Origin of the sequence: Fusibacter paucivorans (genome assembly GCF_018390735.1) — a bacterium.
Lineage (GTDB): Bacteria > Bacillota > Clostridia > Peptostreptococcales > Acidaminobacteraceae > Fusibacter > Fusibacter paucivorans.
The window spans coordinates 217,739-240,632 of the sequence record NZ_JAHBCL010000001.1 but is presented as its reverse complement, the minus strand read 5'-3'; the positions used below and the strand labels follow the sequence as shown (position 1 = coordinate 240,632).

10 protein-coding genes are annotated in these 22,894 nt (G+C 45.2%); 6 read left to right on the top strand and 4 right to left on the bottom strand.

The genetic code is table 11. The annotated features are described in order from the left end of the window. Positions 1-115: 115 nt before the first annotated feature. Genes KHM83_RS00990 through KHM83_RS00975 form a run of 4 tightly spaced genes read right to left on the bottom strand, consistent with a single transcriptional unit; the run spans position 116 to position 4,718 of the window. Positions 116-727: a PHP domain-containing protein gene (locus KHM83_RS00990; protein ID WP_213235027.1), complete on the bottom strand. Its 612-nt coding sequence runs from the start codon at positions 725-727 to the stop codon at positions 116-118. Positions 728-738: 11 nt separating this feature from the next. Further along, positions 739-1,773 (bottom strand): ABC transporter ATP-binding protein, encoded by a 1,035-nt coding sequence (locus KHM83_RS00985; RefSeq protein ID WP_213235026.1) that lies wholly within the window; start codon positions 1,771-1,773, stop codon positions 739-741. After that, a complete protein-coding gene (locus KHM83_RS00980; protein ID WP_213235025.1) occupies positions 1,770-3,458 on the bottom strand; it encodes an ABC transporter permease in 1,689 nt (562 codons plus the stop codon). The genes KHM83_RS00985 and KHM83_RS00980 overlap by 4 nt, the downstream gene beginning before the upstream one ends. Positions 3,459-3,479: 21 nt before the next feature. Next, positions 3,480-4,718 carry an ABC transporter substrate-binding protein gene (locus KHM83_RS00975; protein WP_213235024.1) on the bottom strand — a complete coding sequence of 413 codons (1,239 nt, stop codon included), beginning with the start codon at positions 4,716-4,718 and terminating at the stop codon, positions 3,480-3,482. A gap of 476 nt (positions 4,719-5,194) precedes the next feature. Between KHM83_RS00975 and KHM83_RS00970 the strand changes: the two genes are divergently transcribed. From KHM83_RS00970 to KHM83_RS00945, 6 genes are all read left to right on the top strand, one after another. Then, a complete protein-coding gene (locus KHM83_RS00970) occupies positions 5,195-5,995 on the top strand; it encodes a MerR family transcriptional regulator (RefSeq protein ID WP_213235023.1) in 801 nt (266 codons plus the stop codon). A gap of 85 nt (positions 5,996-6,080) precedes the next feature. Next, the gene (locus KHM83_RS00965; RefSeq protein ID WP_213235022.1) at positions 6,081-8,081 is read left to right on the top strand and encodes an FAD-dependent oxidoreductase; all 2,001 of its coding nucleotides are present in this window, start codon (positions 6,081-6,083) and stop codon (positions 8,079-8,081) included. 281 nt (positions 8,082-8,362) lie between these two features. Further along, the gene (locus KHM83_RS00960; protein ID WP_213235021.1) at positions 8,363-9,931 is read left to right on the top strand and encodes a S41 family peptidase; all 1,569 of its coding nucleotides are present in this window, start codon (positions 8,363-8,365) and stop codon (positions 9,929-9,931) included. 169 nt (positions 9,932-10,100) lie between these two features. Further along, positions 10,101-12,575, top strand: a complete 2,475-nt coding sequence (locus KHM83_RS00955; protein WP_213235020.1) for a LuxR C-terminal-related transcriptional regulator — start codon at positions 10,101-10,103, stop codon at positions 12,573-12,575. Between the two features lie 128 nt (positions 12,576-12,703). Then, positions 12,704-12,934, top strand: coding sequence for a DUF2442 domain-containing protein (locus tag KHM83_RS00950; protein WP_213235019.1), 231 nt, complete (start codon positions 12,704-12,706; stop codon positions 12,932-12,934). Between the two features lie 49 nt (positions 12,935-12,983). Next, entirely contained in the window at positions 12,984-22,730 is a 9,747-nt protein-coding gene (locus tag KHM83_RS00945) for a X2-like carbohydrate binding domain-containing protein (protein WP_213235018.1), read from the top strand. Positions 22,731-22,894: the final 164 nt, after the last annotated feature.

Sequence of the window (22,894 nt, the reverse complement as noted above, 5' to 3'; positions counted from 1 at the left end):
GCCAGTTGATAGAAGAAATGGTCTATACTGGTCAACACAGTCAGGAAGCGTGTCATCGGACAGCCGGCTTTATTTTTTTGGGGGAATAGATATTTATTTGGATAGGTTCAGGTTCCTAACGGTATGTTCCTGAGATATAGGTGACGGGTGATATTTGACCTTCTTTAATACATCGGATGAGATCTTGCTCACTTACAACTGTATCGGGAAATTGCGTGGCATAAATGCCAATACGATTTATGCGATGGGCATCGCTGCCACCGCAGTGCGGACAATTAATCTGATCCGCTGTTGCGGATGCCTTGAGGTTATTGGCATCTTTGGTATTGCCATTAAGGGTTTCGACGGCGTGAAGACCGTGAACTTCGAAAAGGTGATCGCCGAGTCCGCGCATGTTTTCGCGGTATGGATGTGCGGCAATGCAAGCGCCGCCAACGGCATTGACGTGATCGATCAAGGCTTGTGCTGACACCATGCCCGCAGGTATTTCGTCAAGGCCGAAACAGAGAATATCGCCTTCCAGCGTTAAAATTTCAGTGCCGACGAAAACGAGAATACCATACTTCGCCTGCATCGCCTTTGCAAAATCTCGGTTGGCAAAAGTATCGTGATCGGTGATGCAGATTCCGTCGAGACCGATGGCCTTTGCGTATTTAATCCCTTCCTCATAGTCGATCTGACTGCAAGGAGAATGCTGTTTGGTGTGAAAGTGTAAATCGATAATCATAAAAATCTCCATTAAAAAAGATGTATGCCATTTGGGCTAAAGTCTATGGCAACGGTTTGCCCAAGTTCATAAAGTGAAAGTGATACTCGGTAAAGACAGTCAGCGTATAGGACGGTTTCACCAAGTGATAGGCGGTAGCGAACGACATTCCCGAGCAGTTCCCGACTGGACACGGTGGCAAAGATGGTGTTGGTAATATCGGCGGCGGTGCTGGCATCTGTTAATAGAATCTCATTTGGCGGCAGCAGCAGATGTGATTTTCCGCTGAATGCGTGCGCCTGCATCAGTTTACGATAGAAAGCAGTTGCCGGTGATAAATGTGATAGCTGTAAAATATTCACGTGTCCCATAAAATCAGCGGTAAAGGCATTAGATGGCGTGTGGTAAACCGTTTCAGGCCGATCATACTGCAAAATTTCACCGTGGTTCATGACGGCGATTTTATCGGCGATAGCCATGGCTTCTCTTTGGTCATGCGTGACGTAGATAGAAGTAATGCCGATACGCTGCTGAATGCGGCGTATTTCCTGTCGCATGGCAACCCGCAGCTTTTCATCCAGATTGCTGAGCGGTTCATCAAACAGCAGAATTTTTGGTTCTGTAATCAGCGCTCTTGCCAAAGCGGCACGCTGTTTCTGCCCGCCGCTGAGGGACTGAATACTTCGATCGTTCATACCGCTGAGTTCGACCATTTCTAAAACTTCATCAATGCGTTTTTGAATATCGGCTTTGGGCATACGTTTGATTTTAAGGCCGTAGCCGACATTTTCTTCGACGCTCATATGCGGGAAGAGGGCATAGTTTTGAAAGACCATGGCCGTTTGGCGCTTTTGCGTTTCCCATTTTGTCACGTCAACACCGTCAAACCAGATTTCACCGCTGGAGGGTTCCAGCAAGCCGGAAATGATTCTGAGCAGCGTCGTCTTACCGCAGCCGGAAGGGCCCAAAAGTGCAAGCAGTTCACCGTTCTGAATGTGTATGTCGACGGCCTTTAAGGCGCTAAATCCGTTATAGTCTTTTGTGACGGCTTTGATGTCGATGCTCATAGGTTCACTTCCTTTTTATAGGGCGCCTTTAATCGCTTAATGACATCCCGAAAATTGAAAAGCAGATAGTAAAATCCCAGAAAAATAAGTGTCATAAAGGATAAGAGCAGTGCAATCGCCGCAGCATCGCCGGAGGCATTGCTCTTGACAACAGTGAAAATCTGTTGAACAGCCACTTTGTTGGATGGGATAATAAGTAATATAATCGCGCCCAGTGTGACCATGCCGTCAGAAAAACTGCGTAAAAAGGATGCAAAGAAAGCGCTTTTCATTTGCGGCATCATAATACTGAAAAAAGTACGCGCCTGTCCTGCGCCAAGATTATACGAAGCGTTCTCAATGTCTGGATGAACGTGCTCCAAGAGTGCATAGCCAGCTCTTAAACCGATATTCATAAAACGTGCAATACATATGAGATAGACGATGGCTTTTGTCCCAAGCAGAACAATGCTTGGCAGAGGTGTCAGCCAAAACTTGCCGACGCCGAGAATCGGATATCGGAATGTGACGAGATAACCGATGCCAAAGAGAATGCCGGGGACAGCGGCAGGCAGTGTTGCGAATAGATCGGCTGCGGTTGCAAATTTCGGACGATGCAGCTTTAACAGATAAGCGAGAAAAACACCTGTGCCCGAAGCAAAAAGCGCGGTGACGGACGCGAGCTTGAACGAGTTGATAAAAGGTTTAACCTGCGTGCCCTTTAAGCTTTGAAAATGTGCTAACGTAAAGGTGTAATCATAGCCCCATTGTTTGGTTAAAGCGCCGAGGACGATAAAGAGGTACTGTCCCAGTAATAATATGAGATAAAGTGCACTGAGCCCAATCATAATGGCTTTCATGCTCTTTGGCAGTGCTTTACTGACAATGGCATCAGAAGCCGTATCATCTGAAAAGTACGATCGTTTTGACAGATGGTATTTGTGAAGCCAAAAGGCCATAAAACACGGCAGCAGTAAAATGATGCCCGACAATGCGGCAGACTGCATGTCGTAGAGCCCCGTGATCTGAATATAAAGGTTTGATGCCAGTGTCTGATAGCTGCCGCCGATAATAAGCGGTGTACTAAAGTCAGACATGGAGGCCAGAAAGACGAGCAGGGCTGTTCCGGCGATTTCAGGCGCCATCAGCGGCAGTGTCACAGTCAGCAGGACTTTGCCTTCCGATGCACCCATGGTGCGCGCTGCTTCTTCCAGAGAAACATTGGTCTTCTGAATGGCACTGCTAATCAGGAGATAGGCAAGCGCCGTGAGACCAAGAACCTGAACAGTGGCAATGCCGCGCATGCCAAAAGGCGAAATCGTAAGCCCCAGCAGCCTATGTGTAATGAGGCCGCGCTTGCCAAATAGCATGATGTAGGCAATGCTGCCAACAAAAGGCGGATTGATAAACGGCAGCATAACGAGCGCTCTGAGGAAACCCTTGCCAGGGAAGGCCATGCGGTGCAGTGTAAACGACAGGGTCAGGCCTAAAACAGTAGCCATAATCGTGACGATTATGGCTACGCTGAGGCTGTGCCGTAAATATATGAAGCTGTTTTGGAACCCTTTCGTGGTAAAGAAAAGGCTGTCCGAGGAAGAAATCCCATAAAACACAATGCTGATGACCGGCAGTAATATAAAATACACCAGAAAGAGGAAGATGATCCCGTAAATCAGCTTGTGCGGTGAAGGGGTTCTAAAATGCATAGGCGCCTCAAATTCTAAAGATTATTGCGGCAGATGATTTTGCCATTCGAGTAGAATAGATTCTCGGTTGGCAGCATTTGCCTGAAAGTCTACAGGGAATAGTTGAATATCTTTAATATCGACGATGCCGTCTGGAATGGAAATGTCATCTCTGGCAACGGCTGCATAGCGTACATCTGCTAGTGTTTGCATGCCTTTTTTTGAAATCATCCAGTCAATAAAGACTTTTGCAGCATCAAGTTTTTTGGTGCCTTCGACGATGGCAACGGGCTGTGGCCACCAGCCGGTACCGTCTTTTGGATAGACGATTTTGATATTGGCGTTATTTTCTTCGAGTTCTCGGTCGCCGTTGCTGGCATTGATCCCAACGATGGCCTCACCGGAGAGGACGTTATTGGCAGGGTCGCTGCCGCGTGCTGTAAAGTATGGTACCTGACCGATTAACTGGTCGAGATACATCCAGCCTTCTTTTTCGCCGCGTACTTGTAAAATGGCACTGACCGTATTATAAGCGGTTCCCGATGAAGCGGGATCGGACATGGAGATTTCGCCTTCTAATCCGCTTTGAATGAGGTCGTCCCATGTTTCGGGCATTCTTATGCCGTATTCGTCAATAAGTGCCGTATTGACGACCCAGTTGACGAGTGTTAAAGAAGTCCCGTACCAGTAGCCGTCGGGGTCTTTCATGATGTCGTCAAGAACAGCGCCTTCCGGTGCATCATAGGCGTGCAGGAGGCCTTGCTGTGCCGCACTGATAAAGGTATCGGCGCCGCCGGTAAACCAAATGTCAGCAATCGGTGTTCCGGCAGTGTTTTCGTTGATTAATCGCTGAAGGATTTCGCCGTTTTGCATGGTGAGATTTTCAACTTTGATACCCGTATCAGCTGTAAATTGTTCCAGAACGGGGATAATTGTGTCCGTAACGCCATACATGTTCAGCGTAACGTCTTTCATTGCTTCTGCATCGTAGTAATCAGAATGCCAGCCAGCGTCTGTTTCGACAACTGTTTCCTGCGTTGTTTCTACAGCCGCTTCCGGAGCTGTATCTGTAGATGTGTTATCAATGGTATTCTGTGATGTATCGGTAGGTTCAGTAATGTTACTGCCGTTTTGAGCAGTTTCGTTTGTATTTGCTGGCGTCTCAGTTGCATTTGCCGGCGTATTGTCGGCATTTTGCTCAGCAGGTGTGTTGCTTGAACCGCACGCAATCATTAAAAAGGCTGAAATCGCTAAAACGACCAGCAATAATTTTCTTTTCATGTTTCCTCCATGATTCTTTGTCTTTGAAATTTCTGCTTAAGTGGTATGTGAAATGATCCCTAGACGCCCCTACGTCTGCCAAAATCACAGACTCAAACAGTGCAATGTTATTATACGCTTTCATGGTGTAAAAGAGAAAGGATATAAAATAGTTTTATAAATGTTAAGAAATATAAGCAAACTTTAGTCTGCCATGAAGAATAGATACGCTTGTAACCATTTGATTTTTTGGTTATTATGGTGACATTCTAAGTTGTTTATTGTAGAGAGCCATTTTTATTACGAATATAGAGGCTTTGAACAGACAGCAAAGTTCTCTCTGAATAACACTTTGAATTAAAGCAGTATAAGCTAACGTGATATGCAAGTCGAGGACATTATCTATTGAGAAGAACATCCGTGCTGTTGACATGGAAATATTTCACGCCGCAATAGTGTGAATTGCTAAAGCTACTTTAGGTTCAAGAGGAGGCGTCATGTACCTGTATAGTATTACAGATTTGGCAGCGCTTATTGGTTGTACGACCAGTGCCATTCGATATTTTGAAAAAGAGAATCTTATTTCAGTGGAAAAAGACAGCAAAGGGCACCGAGTTTACGATATTGTCGACGTCTTTCGGCTCATTTCTTATGAAAAATACCGATCAATGGGTTTCCCGATGAAGACAGTCGTCAAGCAATTTGCTGGCAAGGAGAACAGCCGTGCTATGATTGAAGAGCGCGAGGCGCATTATAAAAATAAAGCGTTGGAAATGGCGGCTTATTATCAATCGCTTGCAGATGCCATTGAGTCACATTTAAGCAGTATTCGCAGAATAGATGACTTATTTGGAAGCTGTGAGCTTGCGATGTCACCGGAAATGTTTGTTATTTGCGATGAAGATTCAGGTTGGCTCTCAAAGAATAGGACTTCTCAACAGCTGTTGCAAAGTTGGATTAAGGCCATGCCAAAAGTACAGTTGGCAGTGCTTCACCGGAGTCTAGGTATGAGTGATTTTGGCTATCTCATTGACGACAGCAGCCGTAAAGTATTGGAACTTCCCGTTGGGCTTATGACGAGATTGCTGCCGTCAAAATCTTGTCTTCATACAATTGTCGCCGTTGATAAGGCGACATTACGGGAGTCTCAGACGATTTTTGAAGAGGCGATCGCCTACGCAAAAGAAAAGCGATTGACCGTTGGCGATATGGCTTGGGGCAAGATCTTGCTTGTAGAAGTAGGCGAAGAGGATGAGCTGAAAATATTTATTGAACTTTGGATATCGATAAAAATTTAACATTGTGCTTGCTTGTAAAGTTACTTTATGATTTATCATGGAATCAAAGGTATCATCAAAATGATAAGGATAAAGGAGAGAACAAATGAACAATCGGCACAAGATACTGTTTGATCCAATCAAAATTGGGTCGCTTGAAATTAAAAATCGTTTTGTGTTGGCACCAATGGGCCCCGGTGGTATGTGTAATGCAGATGGCAGTTTTAACAAGCGCGGTATGGATTTTTACGTAGAACGCGCAAAGGGCGGTACCGGGCTCTTGATGACAGGTGTTACCATGGTAGAAAACGATATCGAAAAATGCGCCTTACCATCAATGCCATGCCCAACACTGAATCCGCTTAACTTCATCACAACAGCCAATGAGATGAACGAGCGGATTCACGCTTATGGGGCTAAAATTTTTCTGCAGCTTTCTTCAGGCTTTGGTCGTGTTAGTATTCCATCTATTGTAGGGAAGACAGCTGTCGCACCCTCTGAAATTCCTCATCGCTTTTTAAAAGGTGTTACCTGTCGCGCACTGACGACGGAAGAAGTAAAAACTTATGTACAGAAATTTGTTGAGTCTGCAGTGATTGCAAAAAAAGGTGGTTTTGACGGTGTGGAGATACACGCTGTTCACGAAGGTTACCTTTTGGATCAATTTGCCATTTCATTTTTTAATCAGCGTACAGACGAATACGGCGGTTCACTAGAAAATCGTCTGCGCTTTGCCTGTGAAATTGTTCAGGGAATTAAAGCAGCTTGCGGTGAAGATTTCCCTGTTTCCCTCCGCTACAGTATCAAGAGCTTTATTAAGGATTGGTGCAAAGGTGGTCTTCCGAACGAAGTATTTGAAGAAGTGGGACGAGATATCCCAGAGGGAATCGAAGCGGCGAAAATGTTGGTAGCAGCTGGTTATGACGCACTCAATGCCGATGTAGGTTCCTATGATTCGTGGTATTGGAGTCATCCGCCTATGTATCAGGAAAAAGGCTTGTATCTGCCGTACAATGAGATTTTAAAAGGTGTCGTAGATGTTCCGATTATTAGTGCGGGGAGAATGGAAAATCCTGATTTAGCTTCCGACGCTATCATAGAAGGCAAAACAGACATGATTGGTCTTGCGAGGCCATTGTTGGCAGATGCGGCGATCCCAAATAAAATTAAAGCAGGCGCATTCGATTCCGTAAGGCCGTGTCTCTCATGTCAAGAAGGCTGTATGGGCCGGCTTCAGACCTTTGCAACGGTTTCTTGCGCCGTAAATCCAGCCTGTGCTCGTGAAAATGACTACGGTATTGGCAAAGCAGAGGCGGCAAAGCACATTCTTATAGTCGGCGGTGGTGTTGCAGGGTGCGAAGCAGCTAGGGTTGCCGCGATTCGTGGACACAAAGTAACACTTCTTGAAAAAGACGCACAATTGGGCGGGAATTTGTTGCCCGGGGGTGTACCAGAATTTAAGGAAGATGATCACGCACTGGTAAAATGGTATGTGAGGGAACTTGAAGCACTTAATGTCGATGTGCGCTGTCAAACGGAAGCTACAATTGAGACGATCCGCGATTTTGAGGCAGAAACCGTAATTGTAGCGACGGGATCAACACCTAAGCAACTGACTGTGGATGGCTTCAAAAGAGTATACAGTGCTGAAGATGTATTGCTGCAAAAGAAAGATGCCGGAGATTCAGTGGTTATCATTGGTGGCGGTCTCGTGGGCTGTGAAACGGCACTTTGGTTGAAAGAACAGGGAAAAGAAGTTACCATTGTTGAGATGCAGCCTGATATACTCAGTGTAGGAGGGCCACTTTGCCATGCCAACCACGATATGTTGCATGATCTTATTGCTTTCAATGCGATCAATGTCAAATGCAGCGCAAGTGTCATTCGTGGTGAAGCTGACAGTATTGTTGTTCAAACCGCAAGCCATCAGGAAGAAAGCATCAAAGCAGATTCTGTTATTATCGCCATTGGCTATAATTCTGAAAATACGTTGGCACAAGCGCTGGCATTTGAATCAATGGATGTAAATGTGATTGGTGATGCGAATAAAGTGAAAAATATCATGTACGCCATTTGGGATGCTTACGAAGTAGCACGTAATCTATAGGTATAGTACAGGATACGGCATGTAGAGCTTTATTTATAAAAATGAATGCAATTCTTTGGAGTGGGAATTCTGTCAATTCCCACTCTTTAATTTTTTGCAGAGGTCATCATCATAAAATTTGATGTTTTAACCTGATTTTAAGAATTTTGAGCCGAAATCATAAGCTGCATCAGTAATCAGGTATTTAAGATAATATTTGGAAGCTTATGACAGAAAGTGTATGATATAAAAGAATAGCACTAAATTTGTGAATACCATATAAAGATAGAATGGAGAAACAATTGAAGCGAAGAGTACTGGCGAGCTTACTGATACTGATCTTGCTACTGAGTGCATATACATGGACGAAAATACATAAAAGCAGTACGACGGATATGTCATACACCATTGACTATCAGGACGAAGCGCTCTCAGGCAGTTATCAAGGTGATTTGGCCTTTTTCACCCCCAATGGCCAAGGTGTTTTTACAGCGGAAAATGGAGTCTCCATTGATGCTGTGTGGGATAATGGCGTACCGACAGCCGTGCGAGAGATGACATTGCCGAATGGCAGGCAGTTAGCGGGAAGATGGCAAGACGATATCCTAAATGTGATTGATTACCGTATAAATAAGATGGACGCAATCGAGGATCTAAAGCAGTTGGATCAGGCGATCACCGACTATTATGTCGGCGATGTCGAATCGGTGCATTACCATATTGCCGCATCAATTGCCGAACTTAACAAGGCCGTATTTGAGACAGAGAATCATGCAGCAAGTGAAGCGAGAATCAGTGAAAGGAGTGCTGAAACTGGACAAAGTGAAACGACAATAGAGGCGCTTACATTCTACCAAATGATCTGTGAATTGGTTCATGGTGGAGGTGATTCGCATTTTAAGAGTTATTACCAATTTTACAATAAAGCGCTGCCATTTACGGTTGCCTACATAGATGGTATTGCCTATATTGATCAGCCAAATGATGAACTGGCGCTCGCCATAGGTGATAAATTAATGACGATTAACGATACACCCATCAAAACCTATTTTGAAAGCGGTATTTTTCCGAGTTCGCGGGGCAGAGCAGCCTTTATTGAACGCTACGCTTTAAGTGATGTGTTTCTCAACCTTTACTTTGGCGTGTACGATTCTTTTAAGCTCGTTTTCCAAAAGCAGGACGGGCAATTGGTTGAACAGACAGTAAGTTGTACAAATGCAGGACTGGATGCTTATATAAGGAAATATCATGGTGACGCTCCGGTATCACTGATTGAAGGTGATGGCTACCATGTTCTCAAAATTAAATCGATGACAACCGATCATCTCAGCATGATTCTTCAAGACTGCTTCAATGTGATCCAAAAGGATGAAGTACTGTTGATCGATATTTCTGAGTGCAGTGGGGGCGACAGTGGTTTTATCAGACAGCTGATGATGTACTTTCCCGTTGATACCTATCAAACACAAAGCTATGCGGCGATGCAGCAGGAAAATCTGTGGATAGAGAATTATCATCAAGAACCCATTTATTATGGGAAGGTCTTTGTCTGTATTTCAGAAAACACGAGCAGTTCGGCCGCCGCACTTGCCGCTGTGATGAAGGCTAGCAATACGAGTCAGATCGTAGGGAGTGATATTGGGGAGCTTTTCGCCAGTACCGGCGATTCAATAACCATAAAACTAGATCATTCGTTCATTGAGGTAGACATTCCAAGGCATATGTTTACATCGCCGATTCCCAATGACCAGTCGTCGTGGCTCAAAGCCGACAAGGAGATGAACATTCGGCTTTTAAAGCTGCAAGAAGGCGAAACCGCGGCCTATAATGCGATTGTGAAACAAGTGAATACGTCAGATGAAAAAAGTTGACAAATGACAGGTAATAATGCAATTTCCTCAGGTAATCCATTAAAAAACCGTCATAAAATATGTTATAGTAGATTCAAACTGGCGATCGAACAAACATGGACACAAGCAGTCCGGTTTCGAAGATCATCACCTGACAATCGTATAAAAAGAGATGAAAGCAGGCGGATTTTTGAACGGAAAAAGCGATCAAACAAAGCAATTATATTTCACACCAAGGTTATTGGAAACACTTAAAAGTATTTGGGAATATCCGCTGACCATTGTGGAAGCGCCCATGGGGTATGGCAAAACAACTGCCGTTAAGCACTTCCTTGAGCATACAAAAGCCGATGTGCTTTGGCTCAAGGTGTATGACGAACTCATCGATCATTTCTGGGATGAGTTTTCGACACTATTTGGCAACTATAATGAAAGTCTTTATCAGCGGTTCATCCAAGTGGGCTTTCCGAATGATGCCGTTTCATTGCGAGAGACGTTGAAGTTGATGGGGACACTTAATCTCGTTAACCCCTGTGTACTGGTGATTGATGATTATCATTTAATTGACAGCCCAGAACTCAACCGCCTCATTACAACCCTTGCAGCCAATGAAGTTGAAGGGCTTCATATTGTTTTAACGGGGCGTTATACGAAGTTGCATCATCTCGAAGAATTGTCGCTTAAGGGCATCCTGCATCACGTAACAAAAGAAAGTCTCGAAATGACTGAGAATGAAATAATAGATTACTATCATGCTTGTGGCGTTATCATCAATGAGAAACAAGCGAAATGGCTGTTTGATGCGACAGAGGGATGGATTAGTGCACTTTATTTGATGCTGTTGAGTTATCTGAAAGACGGCGTTTTAGAACCGCCGGAAAGCATCTATAAACTCATTGAAAAAATTGTCTACACACCGCTTGATGACGATGCGAAAGCATTGATGACGATGCTGTCCATCTTCGACAATTTCACCTTAAAACAGGCGGTGTTCATTTGGGACGGTCAAAGTGCGGTACAGATTCTTGAAAACACAGTACAAAAGAATACTTTTATCAATTATGACGTGCGCACAAAAAATTATCAGATTCACAGTTTGTTTCGAGAGTATCTTCGAGAGGTGTTTGAAACAAAGCCCTCAGATTTTAAAATGCGCTTATATCGACAGGCAGCGGCATGGTATTCTAAACAGCAAGATTTTTTTACTGCCCGACAGTTCTGGTATCGCTGTGGTGATTTTGAAGCCATTTTACAGTCGATCAAAACTGAAAAAGTAAAAAATTCAACAGCACAAAGTGTAAAAGCATTGTATAAATATGTCAAAGAATGCCCGCCGGCTATTAAAGGGCGTTATCCCTATGCGCTGCTGATTTTGGCAATGCATATGACGCTGCACAATGAATTTCAAATTTTCGGTCAACTTTGCAGAGAAGCGGCCGAAAATGCAGGTGGTTTCTCAGAAGCACAGCGTCAGGCATTTTACGGTGAACTCGAATTGATGCAGGGCATTGCAGCATTTAATGACCTCGATCAAATGGCTGAACATTTTGATCGTGCATGGGCATTGCTGGGGACGGCGACATCGGTTTTTGATACGAATTCAGACTGGTCGCACGGTTCACCTTCTATTCTCTATCTTTATTATCGGGAGAGCGGCAAACTTCAGACACATCTCAAAACGATGATTGAAAAACTGCCGCATTATCGACGGCTTACAAGAGCGCACGGCAATGGTGCCGAGATTATCATGGAAGCGGAATGCTATTACCATCGCGGCGATTTTGTAAACGCGGAGATATCACTGAATAAGGCAATGCATATGGCACAGTCATCGGATCAGTGGAGTATTGAGCTCTCGGGAATCTATTTGCAAATGCGCATTGATCTGATGAAACAGGATTATCAGCATATGTTTGAACTCTTGCACAGAATGCGTGAGGAAATGACAAAGCGCGTTGAATACCAGTATTTGCATAAAGTAGAATTGTGTGAAATCAGTTTTTATGCACAACTGGATCAGAAATATAAAATTCCTGATAGCCTCGGACGGCCTGAGCAAGGTGACATTCGACTGCTCTATGCCAATTATGGCATGTTTAACATTATTTATGGCCGGGTGATGCTGATCAATGAACGCTATACAAAAATATTGGGCAGTGTGCCGCACTTCCTACAAATTGCATCAATTTTTCCGACTTTATTGAGCAGTGTGTATACGTACCTTTATTCAGCCGCTGCAAACTGGAAGCTGAAAAGAATTGACGATGCGCGGGAAGACCTCAAAAAGGCATTGGCAATTGCGATGCCGGATCAGCTCTATATGCCTTTTGTTGAAAATGGCGACTATCTCGAGCCGCTTGTGAAAGAACTGGTTTTTTCGGACTGCTACAGAGAAGATGCGACGTATATTTTAATGCTTTATAAAACGTATGCTGATGCTAAAGAAGCGGTTAAGCAAAAGTATTTTCCCGAAGATAAGGATAAGTTGACAGACCGCGAGTATGAAGTAGCCTTACTGGCATCAAAAGGGTATACCAATAAGGAGATTGCTGAGAAACTCTATATTTCTCAGAATACGGTGAAGTTTGCACTTAAATCGGTCTTTGCCAAGCTAGCCATTGGCAGCCGGGCACTATTGAAACAATACTTTGGTAAAACGGAGTAGCATATAAGCGGGCGAATGAAAAGACTACCCGGTGGGTAGGTTACGTAATGATTAAACCATTATACAATTTTGTATAGTGGTTTTTTTATAAGCAAAAACAGGATTCGAAATTTGTCAGGAGTGATGACATGGTAAAGATTTTGGAGGTTCATCCAAAAGCGAAACATCAATTAGAGGTGCTGTTGGATAATGGCAGCAGCATTACACTGAATTTGGCACCGAAACTGCAAACCATTCGCTTTGGCCTTTTGAGTGACGAGACTTTTTTTCGCCGAGTTGAAACGGATGGAACCGTTATTCACTGGGATCACAAAGTTGAAATATCCTTGAGTGAAGTATTGAGTTTACTTAAAAAATAGCATGCGGTATGACAATGCAGTATTAACAGTTGAAAGGAGATTGCATCTTATGGGGAAGAAGATTTTGAGCATCGTGCTCTCATTGTGCATGGTTTTTGCGATGATGCCTATTATGGCACTTCCGACATATGCCGACACTGTGGACACATCAGGCATGACGGATTTTTCATATGTGGAAGGACAGACGTACGCAAGCGGCGCCGTTTATCGAATTGGCACAAAGGAAGCACTTAGCGCTTTGGCAGAAGCTGTCAACGATGGACACAAAACAATGAAAGGCGTGACGTTTTATCTGTCCGCCGATATTAACTTGAATGAAGGGATAGTCCTTACTTTTGAAGCGGATACGGGACTGATGAAGGTCTCCGACGGCACCGATACTTACTGGATCGGTACGGGTGCGCTTGGTGATTGGTCAGGTGATAATTATACATTTAACTTTTCGGCGAGTACCGCGGGGGCGTTTTATTTAGACGATACCAGTACGACGACGACGGAAACGGTTCCCTTTGCATTGAGTGAATGGACGCCGATTGGTTATTATGATGACGCTGGTGAGGTCGTTCATAGCTTTGATGGTACCTTTGACGGCAATGGTTTTACGATCAGCGGTCTTTATACCCATTCAGAAGAAAAGAACCAAGGCCTCTTCGGTCTCACAGGTTACGGCGCCGATGTCACATTTAAAAACATCGCTGTCGAAAACGGTTATGTATTTGGCTATTCCTATGTTGGTGGTATTGTCGGCAGAAGTTATGGCGGCAGCATGACAGATTGCTATCAAACGGGCAGTATTATTGGCACCTCAGAAGGTAATAGTTATGCAGGTGGGCTTGTAGGCTACAGTGGGGATTTTGATATTGCGGGTTCTCATCATTCGGGCAGTGTTGTAGGTCTTGGCTTTTACGTGGGTGGTTTATTGAGTAAATCCTCAATCAATGGCATTATCAGTGACAGTTACAATACCGGTAAGGTTTCAGGTGTTGTGGCAGTTGGCGGGATCGTTGGACAATCGTATAAGGCGATGACCCTATCGAACTGTTATAATACGGCAGATGTAAAGGGCGGCGGCAGTCATGTCGGCGGGATCTCAGGTTATCACTATCAAGGCAGTATTATCGAAAACTGCTATAATACAGGCAATATTAAAGGCACGCAGTATGTTGGCGGTATTGCCGGAAAAAATAATCCAGTATCAATCATTAGAGAGAGCTATAACACAGGTGATGTGGAAGGGACAATGACTGAAGTTGGTGGTATTGCTGGCATTAATACGACTTCAACGATTACAAAGTGCTACAATGCGGGATATGTTTACAGCGGCGATGGGAATGCCGGCGGCATAACTGGCAACAATACCACGACGAGTGAAATCAGCAATTGTTATAATGTCGGTTTAATCGTGAGCTATGGCGATAATGCCGGCGGGATCGCAGGGAGTAGTGATAGTACGATATTGAATTGTTATAGCGCAGGCAGTGTTCGTCGCTCTGATGTCGATGGCGGCATTGTCGGTGATTATCTTGGTGGGACAATGAGCGGGAATTACTATGATATTCAAATGTATACCAGTATTGACCCGGGATATTTACCAGATGGCTATGGAACGGCATTATTGACCTCAGACATGACAACAGGGAACGCCTTTAGCGGCTGGGATGAGTCAATTTGGCAGTTTACAACGGGGACTTATCCAAGATTAGTCGGTATGGCAGATACCGATGTGGCTATTGTTTCGGCAGCACCCATCTTTCTCAGGGGTGTTGATACGATAGATTATGAGTCGAGAAGTGCCGTCTACACGGATTTTTCAGTGAGTATGGTAAATGACGTAGCATGGGCGCTTGACCCAGACTGGTCAGATGGATTAAGTTTAGATGATTCAGGACATGTTACGATATCAGACAACGGCGGAGATGCCACGCTGATTGCAACACATGGGGACTACTCAAAAGAAGTGGTGCTGTTTGATGTAATCGCATATAACATTTCGGTAAGTCCAAGGTTTTATGTATTTGATCCCATTGAGGATGGCTATGAAACGGCACCGGAGACGTCATTTGTTGTAACAAATACAGGTGCGAAGGCGACGGGTGATTTAAACTTAACAACTTTAGACGACTTTTTTGACTATTCAGTTACGACAATCCCCAGCATCGAGAAAGGGGAGAGCTACACGGTTGCATTAAGCCCTAAAATCGGACTTCTCCCGACAGATTATGAAACTTTTCTTGATATATCGAATGAGAATATAGATGAAACCTACAGCGTAGCAATTGAAATAACGCCTATACCGGTGTACAGTGTCGCCTTTAATCAAACGGAGACCTACACCTTTGCGAACAAACCAGTGGGCTATGCAGAAGCACCGTATTTTGATTTCACACTGACCAACGATGGGAATCAAGTAACGGGGCCGATGACGCTGGCGCTTAGCGGCACAAACAGTGATTGTTTTACACTGGACAGATCGTCATTTTTAAGCATGGCTGTCGATGGTGTATCGACTATTCGCGTCACACCGGACGTTGGCTTAGACACAGGTACCTATACGGCAACAATTGGCATATCGGGCGATAATATTGAGCCAAAGTCATTTGATATCAGCTTTACAGTAGAAGCATTAAAAACACTTCAAAGTATAACGGCCCCAAGTGATGTCACAGGTGTTAAAGCTGCAACAGAAAAATCGGCAACCGCTTTGGGATTGCCTGAAACCGTTACCATGGTGACAGATCTTGGGGATGTCGATGTGGCTGTGACATGGGATGTGGATTCATGTGACTACGACCCTGCAATAATGACAGAACAGACATTTGCTGTAAGTGGTACGGTGGCATTGCCTGAAGGTGTTGTTAATCCTGACGCCGTGTCTTTAAGCACTGCCATCAATGTAACGGTAGATGAAATAAGTGCTAAACTCAGTATATCCACAGCTACCTTTGATCGCTACACGGGCAGTGCAGGTTATAGAGCGATCCTTTTGAACATGACCCTTTCAGGTTATACGTTTACGGGTGTTTACAACGGTGAAAATGAATTGATTTTGAATGAGGATTATGATATGCTGCTAGCTTTTGCGATTCACCAATCATACCTCTCAACGCTGCCCGTTGGGGATACCACCTTGACGTTTAAGTTTAGTGGCGGAAAAGATCAAACGTTAATCATATCTGTCGTCGATACGACACCTGCTGTTGATATCGCTGTAATCGAAGGCGTTACACCACCTGTTAAAAATGCCGTCCCTGTGACGACAATCACAGAAACAGATCAGTATACGGGAACGGTGACGTGGAGCCCTGATGACAATCCGTTTGCAACGGCTACAACTTATACCGCAACGATTACATTAACACCGAAGACGGGCTTTACATTAAGTGGTGTCACAGAGGATTTCTTTTCCGTGGCAGGTGCGACAAGTGTAACCAATGAAGCGAATAGTGGTATTATTACAGCATTATTTCCAGCAACGAAGCCTCTTAGCAGCACCATTAGTCCAAATTCAGATTCCTTTGATTTATACAGTGGCAGTAGTAATTATTCAGATATCTCAGTAGCGTTAGTACTTAATGAAAATGTACTTACTGGCATTTATAACGGCAGTACGGAACTTATAGCAGATACGGATTATACCGTGTCGGGTACAACTGCAACAATTCTCACTTCATACCTTGAAACACTAAGTGAAGGTGATACGAATTTGACGCTTAAGTTTAGCGAAGGAGACGATCAAGTGCTCACGGTGTCTGTGAGTGATACCACACCAATCCCGATTACGATAACGACGATAGGGGGCGTGACGCCGCCTGCGAAAAATGCAGTGCCGGTGACAACGATTACGGAGACGGATCAGTTTACCGGGACAGTGGCGTGGTCGCCAAGTGACAGCCCGTTTGCGGCAGAGACCGCTTATACAGCTACCATTACTTTGATGCCAAAGGGTCTTTATACCCTGACAGGTGTTGGTGCTAATGCTTTTAGCGTTGCAGGTGCGACGTTTGTGCTCAATAATGTAAATTCAGGTGTTATTACGGCCGTCTTTCCGGCGACAGCAATTGCTGACAGTGCCCTTAATCCGAAAACGGCAACCTTTGACAAGTATGCAGGCAGTGTCAACAATGCCAATATCAGCATTGCCATGACACTTAATGAAAATACATTATCCGGTATTTACAATGGCGCTTCTGAATTGATTTACGGCACGGATTACAGCGTGACGGGATCGACAGTCACCATTGATAAAGCATACCTTTCAACACTGACAACAGGCAGTACACCGCTTACGTTTAAATTTAACAGCGGTGCCGATCAGATGCTGACGGTAGCCGTGGTTGATACGACACCGATTATTGACATTGCAGCCATTGGCGGCGTGACGGTGCCAGTCAAAAATGGCATTCCGGCAGCGGCAATTACCGAGACGGCGCAGTATACAGGCAACATTTCGTGGTCGCCGAATGATAATCCTTTTAAAGCAGATACGGTCTATACCGCGACGATTACATTGACGCCGAAAGCAGACTACACTTTAAATGGCGTTACAGCGAACTTCTTCACGGTAGCAGGAGCTTCGGCTGTATTCAACAGTGCGGACAGCGGTGTGATTACTGCAATGTTCCCAGCGACGGCACTGGCAAACAGTACCATTAATCCAATCGCCGCAAATTTTGACAAATATACGGGCAGCGCAGATTATACGGAGATCAACGTTAATATGACGTTGAACGAAAACACCCTTTCAGGCATTTACAATGAATCCGCAGAGCTGGTTTCCGGTACAGATTACAGTGTGTCGGGATCGACGGTAACACTTGATAAAAACTATTTCGCATCGCGGGCAAACGGGAATACCACCTTGACGTTTAAGTTTAGCGAAGGTGCCGATCAGACGCTGACGATCGCCGTGGTCGACTCGACGCCGCTCATTGATATTGCAGCGATTGACGGCGTGACGGTGCCGGTTAAAAATGGCATTCCGGTAGCGACGGTTACCGAGACGGCACAGTATACGGGGACGGTGACATGGTCGCCAAATGATAATCCATTTAAGGCAGACACGGTCTATACCGCGACGATTACATTGACGCCGAAAACAGGTTACACATTAAAAGGCATCGCTGCGGATTTCTTTACAGTAACAGGGGCAACGACTGTGACCAACGCAGCGGACAGCGGTGTAATTACTGCAATGTTCCCAGCGACGGCACTGGCAAACAGTACCATTAATCCAATCGCCGCAAATTTTGATAAATATACGGGCAGCGTAGATTATACGGATATCAGCGTTAATATGACGTTGAACGAAAACACCCTTTCAGGCATTTACAATGAATCCGCAGAGCTGGTTTTAGGTATAGATTACAGTGTGTCGGGATCGACGGTAACACTTGATAAAAACTATTTCGCGGCGCGGGCAAACGGGAATACCACCTTGATGTTTAAATTTAGCGAAGGTGCCGATCAGACGCTGACGATCGCCGTGGCAGACTCGACGCCGACGATTAATATAGCAGCGATTGACGGCGTGACGATGCCGGTTAAAAATGGCATTCCGGTAGCGACGATTGCCGAGACGGCGCAGTATACGGGAACGGTGACGTGGTCGCCAAGCGATGATTTCTTTGCGCCGGAGACTGCCTACATGGCGACGATTACATTATCGCCAAAAGCGGGTTACACACTTTCAGGCGTAAGTGCGAACTACTTTACAGTGCCTGGGGCAGCAATGGCATTTAACAGCGCTAATTCCGGTGTGATTACGGCTATGTTCCCGGCAACCGCCTTGGCGAACAGCACCCTGAATAAATCGACTGCAAGCTTTGATCGATATTCAGGCAGTTCAGACTATGTCAATATCAGCGTCGCCATGACACTGAATGAAAATACGTTATCCGGCATTTACAATGGCGCTTCTGAATTGATTTACGGCACGGATTACAGCGTGACGGGATCGACAGTCACCATTGAGAAAGCATATCTGGCAACACTGCCAACGGGGGATGTGACGCTTACCTTTAAATTCGACAGTGGTGCCGATCAGACGCTGACGATCGCCGTGGCAGACTCGACGCCGACGATTAATATAGCAGCGATTGACGGCGTGACGGTGCCGGTTAAAAATGGCATTCCGGTAGCGACGGTTACCGAGACGGCGCAGTATACGGGAACGGTGACATGGTCGCCAAGCGGTGACTTCTTTGCACCGGAAACAGCCTATACAGCAACCATTACGTTGACGCCGAAAACAGGTTACACATTAAATGGCGTTACAGCGAACTTCTTCACAGTAGCAGGGGCAACGACGGCGACCAACGCAGCGGACAGCGGTGTGATTACCGCAGTGTTCCCGGCAACGGCACTTGCAAACAGTACGATTAATCCAGCGACAGCAAACTTTGATCAATACGCCGGCAGCACAGATTATGCCGATATCAGTGTGATCCTGACGCTGAATGACAATACGCTAACCGGCATTTACAATGGTGATGCAGCACTTGCATCCGGAACGGATTACAGTATAATGGGGTCAACAATGACCTTTGATAAAAATTACCTTGCAGCACTGTCAACTGGTAATACGGTGCTTACCTTTAAATTCGACAGTGGTGTTGATCAGACGCTGACGATCTCAGTGACAGATACGACACCGGTTATTGATATAGCAGCAATAAACGGTATAACCGTGCCTGAAAAAAATGCCGTGCCAGTCACCACGATAAACGAGACGGCGCAGTACATTGGGACAGTGACATGGTCGCCAAGTGACAATCTCTTTACAGCCGGCACTTCCTACACAGCTACCATTGTGTTAATGCCAAAGGCGGGTTACACCCTGAACGGCATACCGGAGAATTTCTTTACAGTGGCAGGCGCGACAGCGGCAGTTAATAATGCCAATAGCGGTGTGATAACAGCCATTTTCCCAGCAACAGCCGCAGATACCTTTGGTATTACTTTAAGCTGTGAGGACGCCTATATATTTAGTGCAGAAACCGCGGGCTACTCAGCGGTGTCACCACTGGCGGTGACAGTGACCAATCAGGGAAATCAGCCGACAGGCGACCTTGTGATTGCGCTCAACGGCATTGGCAAAGACAACTTTATGCTTTCAAAAAAAACGCTGAGCAGTCTGGCGGTAAACGGTCAGAATAGTTTCACCGTGATGCCAAAAGATGATTTACCGGTGGGGCTTTATGCGGCTGTGGTAACTGTTTCGGGGGATAATGTGGCGTCAAAATCCTTTACGGTTGCTTTTACCGTAGCAGAACTGAAAACCTATGGGATTGCTTTAGATCAAGTTGGAACGTATCATTTTGAAACGCAAACGGTTCATTATACTTCAATTTCTCCGCTTTCTGTGTCAGTGACTAATGAGGGCAATCAGCCGACTGGTGATTTGCATCTCGCGTTAAGCGGTGCGGATAAAGAAGCCTTTATGCTTTCATCCGATGATTTGAGCAGTATTTTGCAAAACGGACAAAGTGGTTTTACGGTATCGCCAAAATCCGATTTGCAGGTCGGCAGTTATGATGCGACAGTTACCGTTTCAGGAGATACAGTTGCTTCCAAGACGTTCGACATTCAGTTTATTGTCAAAGAAGCAAGTGTCTACAGCATCAAACTCAATCAGATGGGGGTCTATACTTTCCCATCACAAACAGTCAATTATACAACGGCTTCATCTGTCAGTGTCACCATTGATAATGACGGAAATCAGGCAACCGGTCAGCTGCATATCGCTCTGGAAGGTTCTGATCGAGATGCATTTAGCTTGTCAACAGATCGCATCGATGATATTGCGAAAAATGGCAATGCATTGTTTAAAGTAAAAACAAAAAATGATTTGCCGATCGGCACCTATATGGCAACGGTCGCTGTGACAGGTGACGCGGTTGAGACACAGTTGTTCACAGTGAAGTTTGTCGTCAATGAAGCAATGGCACGCGGCATTGGCCTGAGCCAAATGGGAACGTATGCATTTGATACACAGACTGTAAATTATACAACGGCTGACGCCTTAACGGTGACAGTGGTTAACACGGGAAATTTGCCTTCAGGCGATTTGACGATCGGCTTAGATGGATCAGATGCCGATCAATTTGAACTGTCAACAGCAAGACTGGACAGTATTGATGTTAGTGGACAAAAGCAATTTAAGATTTGGCCTGTCAGTGGATTGGGCGCAGGCTTTTATACCGCAGAAGTGACAGTCGCAGGTGAAGCGATTGCAAGTCAATCATTTACAATTGATTTCACAGTGACAGAACCGGCACAAACCAACAAGATACTGCTGGCGGTTATACCACCAGACCGTATAACAGCCGTTGCCAACGGAACCGGCAAGACGGCAGAAGCGCTGGGATTGCCGACACAGGTAATCCTGAGTACGGATGCGGAAAGTGTTATGTCAGCAGTGACATGGCAAGTAGCAGATAGTACTTATGATGAAACGAATACCTCACCACAGACCTTTACGATATTGGGGACGGTAATCCTTCCAGAAGATGTTGTCAATCCTAATCAGGTTTCGCTGAATGTGTCAATTGAAGTGTCGGTTGATGCGAGAAGGAGACCAACCTCACCGACAGGTAATGCAAATACCAATACTGAACCGCCGGCTTCATATGAAGCCCCGATGACTGGCGATGGAACCGGAAATGTTGCGATCAAAGTGAATAGTACCAATGCGGCTGCAGAGATTGCGGCAGATCAGGGGGCGATGATTGCAGAAGGCAAGTCACTGGTTATTACAATGCCAACGATTGAAGGGGTGACTGGTTACGCCGTTGGCTTAAAAGTAGCCGATCTATCAGCAGAAACCAGCGGTGGATCCGTGACGCTGAACAGTGAAGCCGGCAATATTACACTGCCGTCAAACATGTTTGCAGGAACCGATAATGAGATCACTGGCAATGCGGAGATCGAAATTGGCAACGTTGATCGCAATGCTTTATCAACTGAAGCACAGGCAACCATTGGCGATCGACCTGTTATCTCGCTCTCAGTGGCGATCAACGGACAGAGATCCGATTGGCGTAATGAAAATGCAAAAGTTGGTGTCAGCATTCCATATACGCCAACAGCCGACGAACTTGAAAATCCAAATGGCATTGTCGTTTGGTACGTTGACGGTGACAATCAGTTAAATTGTGTTACCAATGGTCATTATGATGCAGAAGCCGGCATGGTTGTATTTGAAACGACTCACTTTAGCTACTATGCTGTTGGCTATAACAGCGTTGACTTTAAGGATGTCGTAAAAGATGACTGGTATTACGATGCCGTTGCATTCTGTGCAGCAAGAGAAATTACAAGTGGGACAGGCGATCAATTATTTAGTCCGGACAGGGTACTCACCAGAGGTCAATTTATCGTCATGCTGATGAATGCCTATGGCATTGATGCAGATGAAGTGATCACCAGTAATTTCTTCGATGCAGGTGATACGTACTATACAGGATATCTGTCAGCAGCTAAACGCCTCGGCATCGCAAGCGGTGTTGGCAACAACCTGTTTGCACCGGATCAGGCGATTTCAAGACAGGACATGATGACACTGCTCTATCACGCTCTGAACATCCTGAATGAGTTGCCGGAAACAGCGACAGTTGCTTCACTTGCCGCATTTAGTGATGTGGATGCGATTTCTGACTATGCGCGAGAACCGATGAGCACATTTGTATCAGCGGGGATTGTTTCCGGTCATGAGGGTGTCCTAGATCCAAGCGGAAGCGCAACGAGAGCACAGATCGCTCAGATACTTTATCATTTGCTGGATAATCCGACTCAATAATTAGGCGTAACCATTCGGCTTAAATGCCGGCACAATAATGTCTAGCAAATATCTCTGGTAATATGATAACCATATCAGCCTAGCGCGGCGTAAACCGCGTAAAAAAATAAAACGGCTTCTCCGTTCCTTAGGAGAGGTCGTTTTTAATTGATAAGCACTGGCTT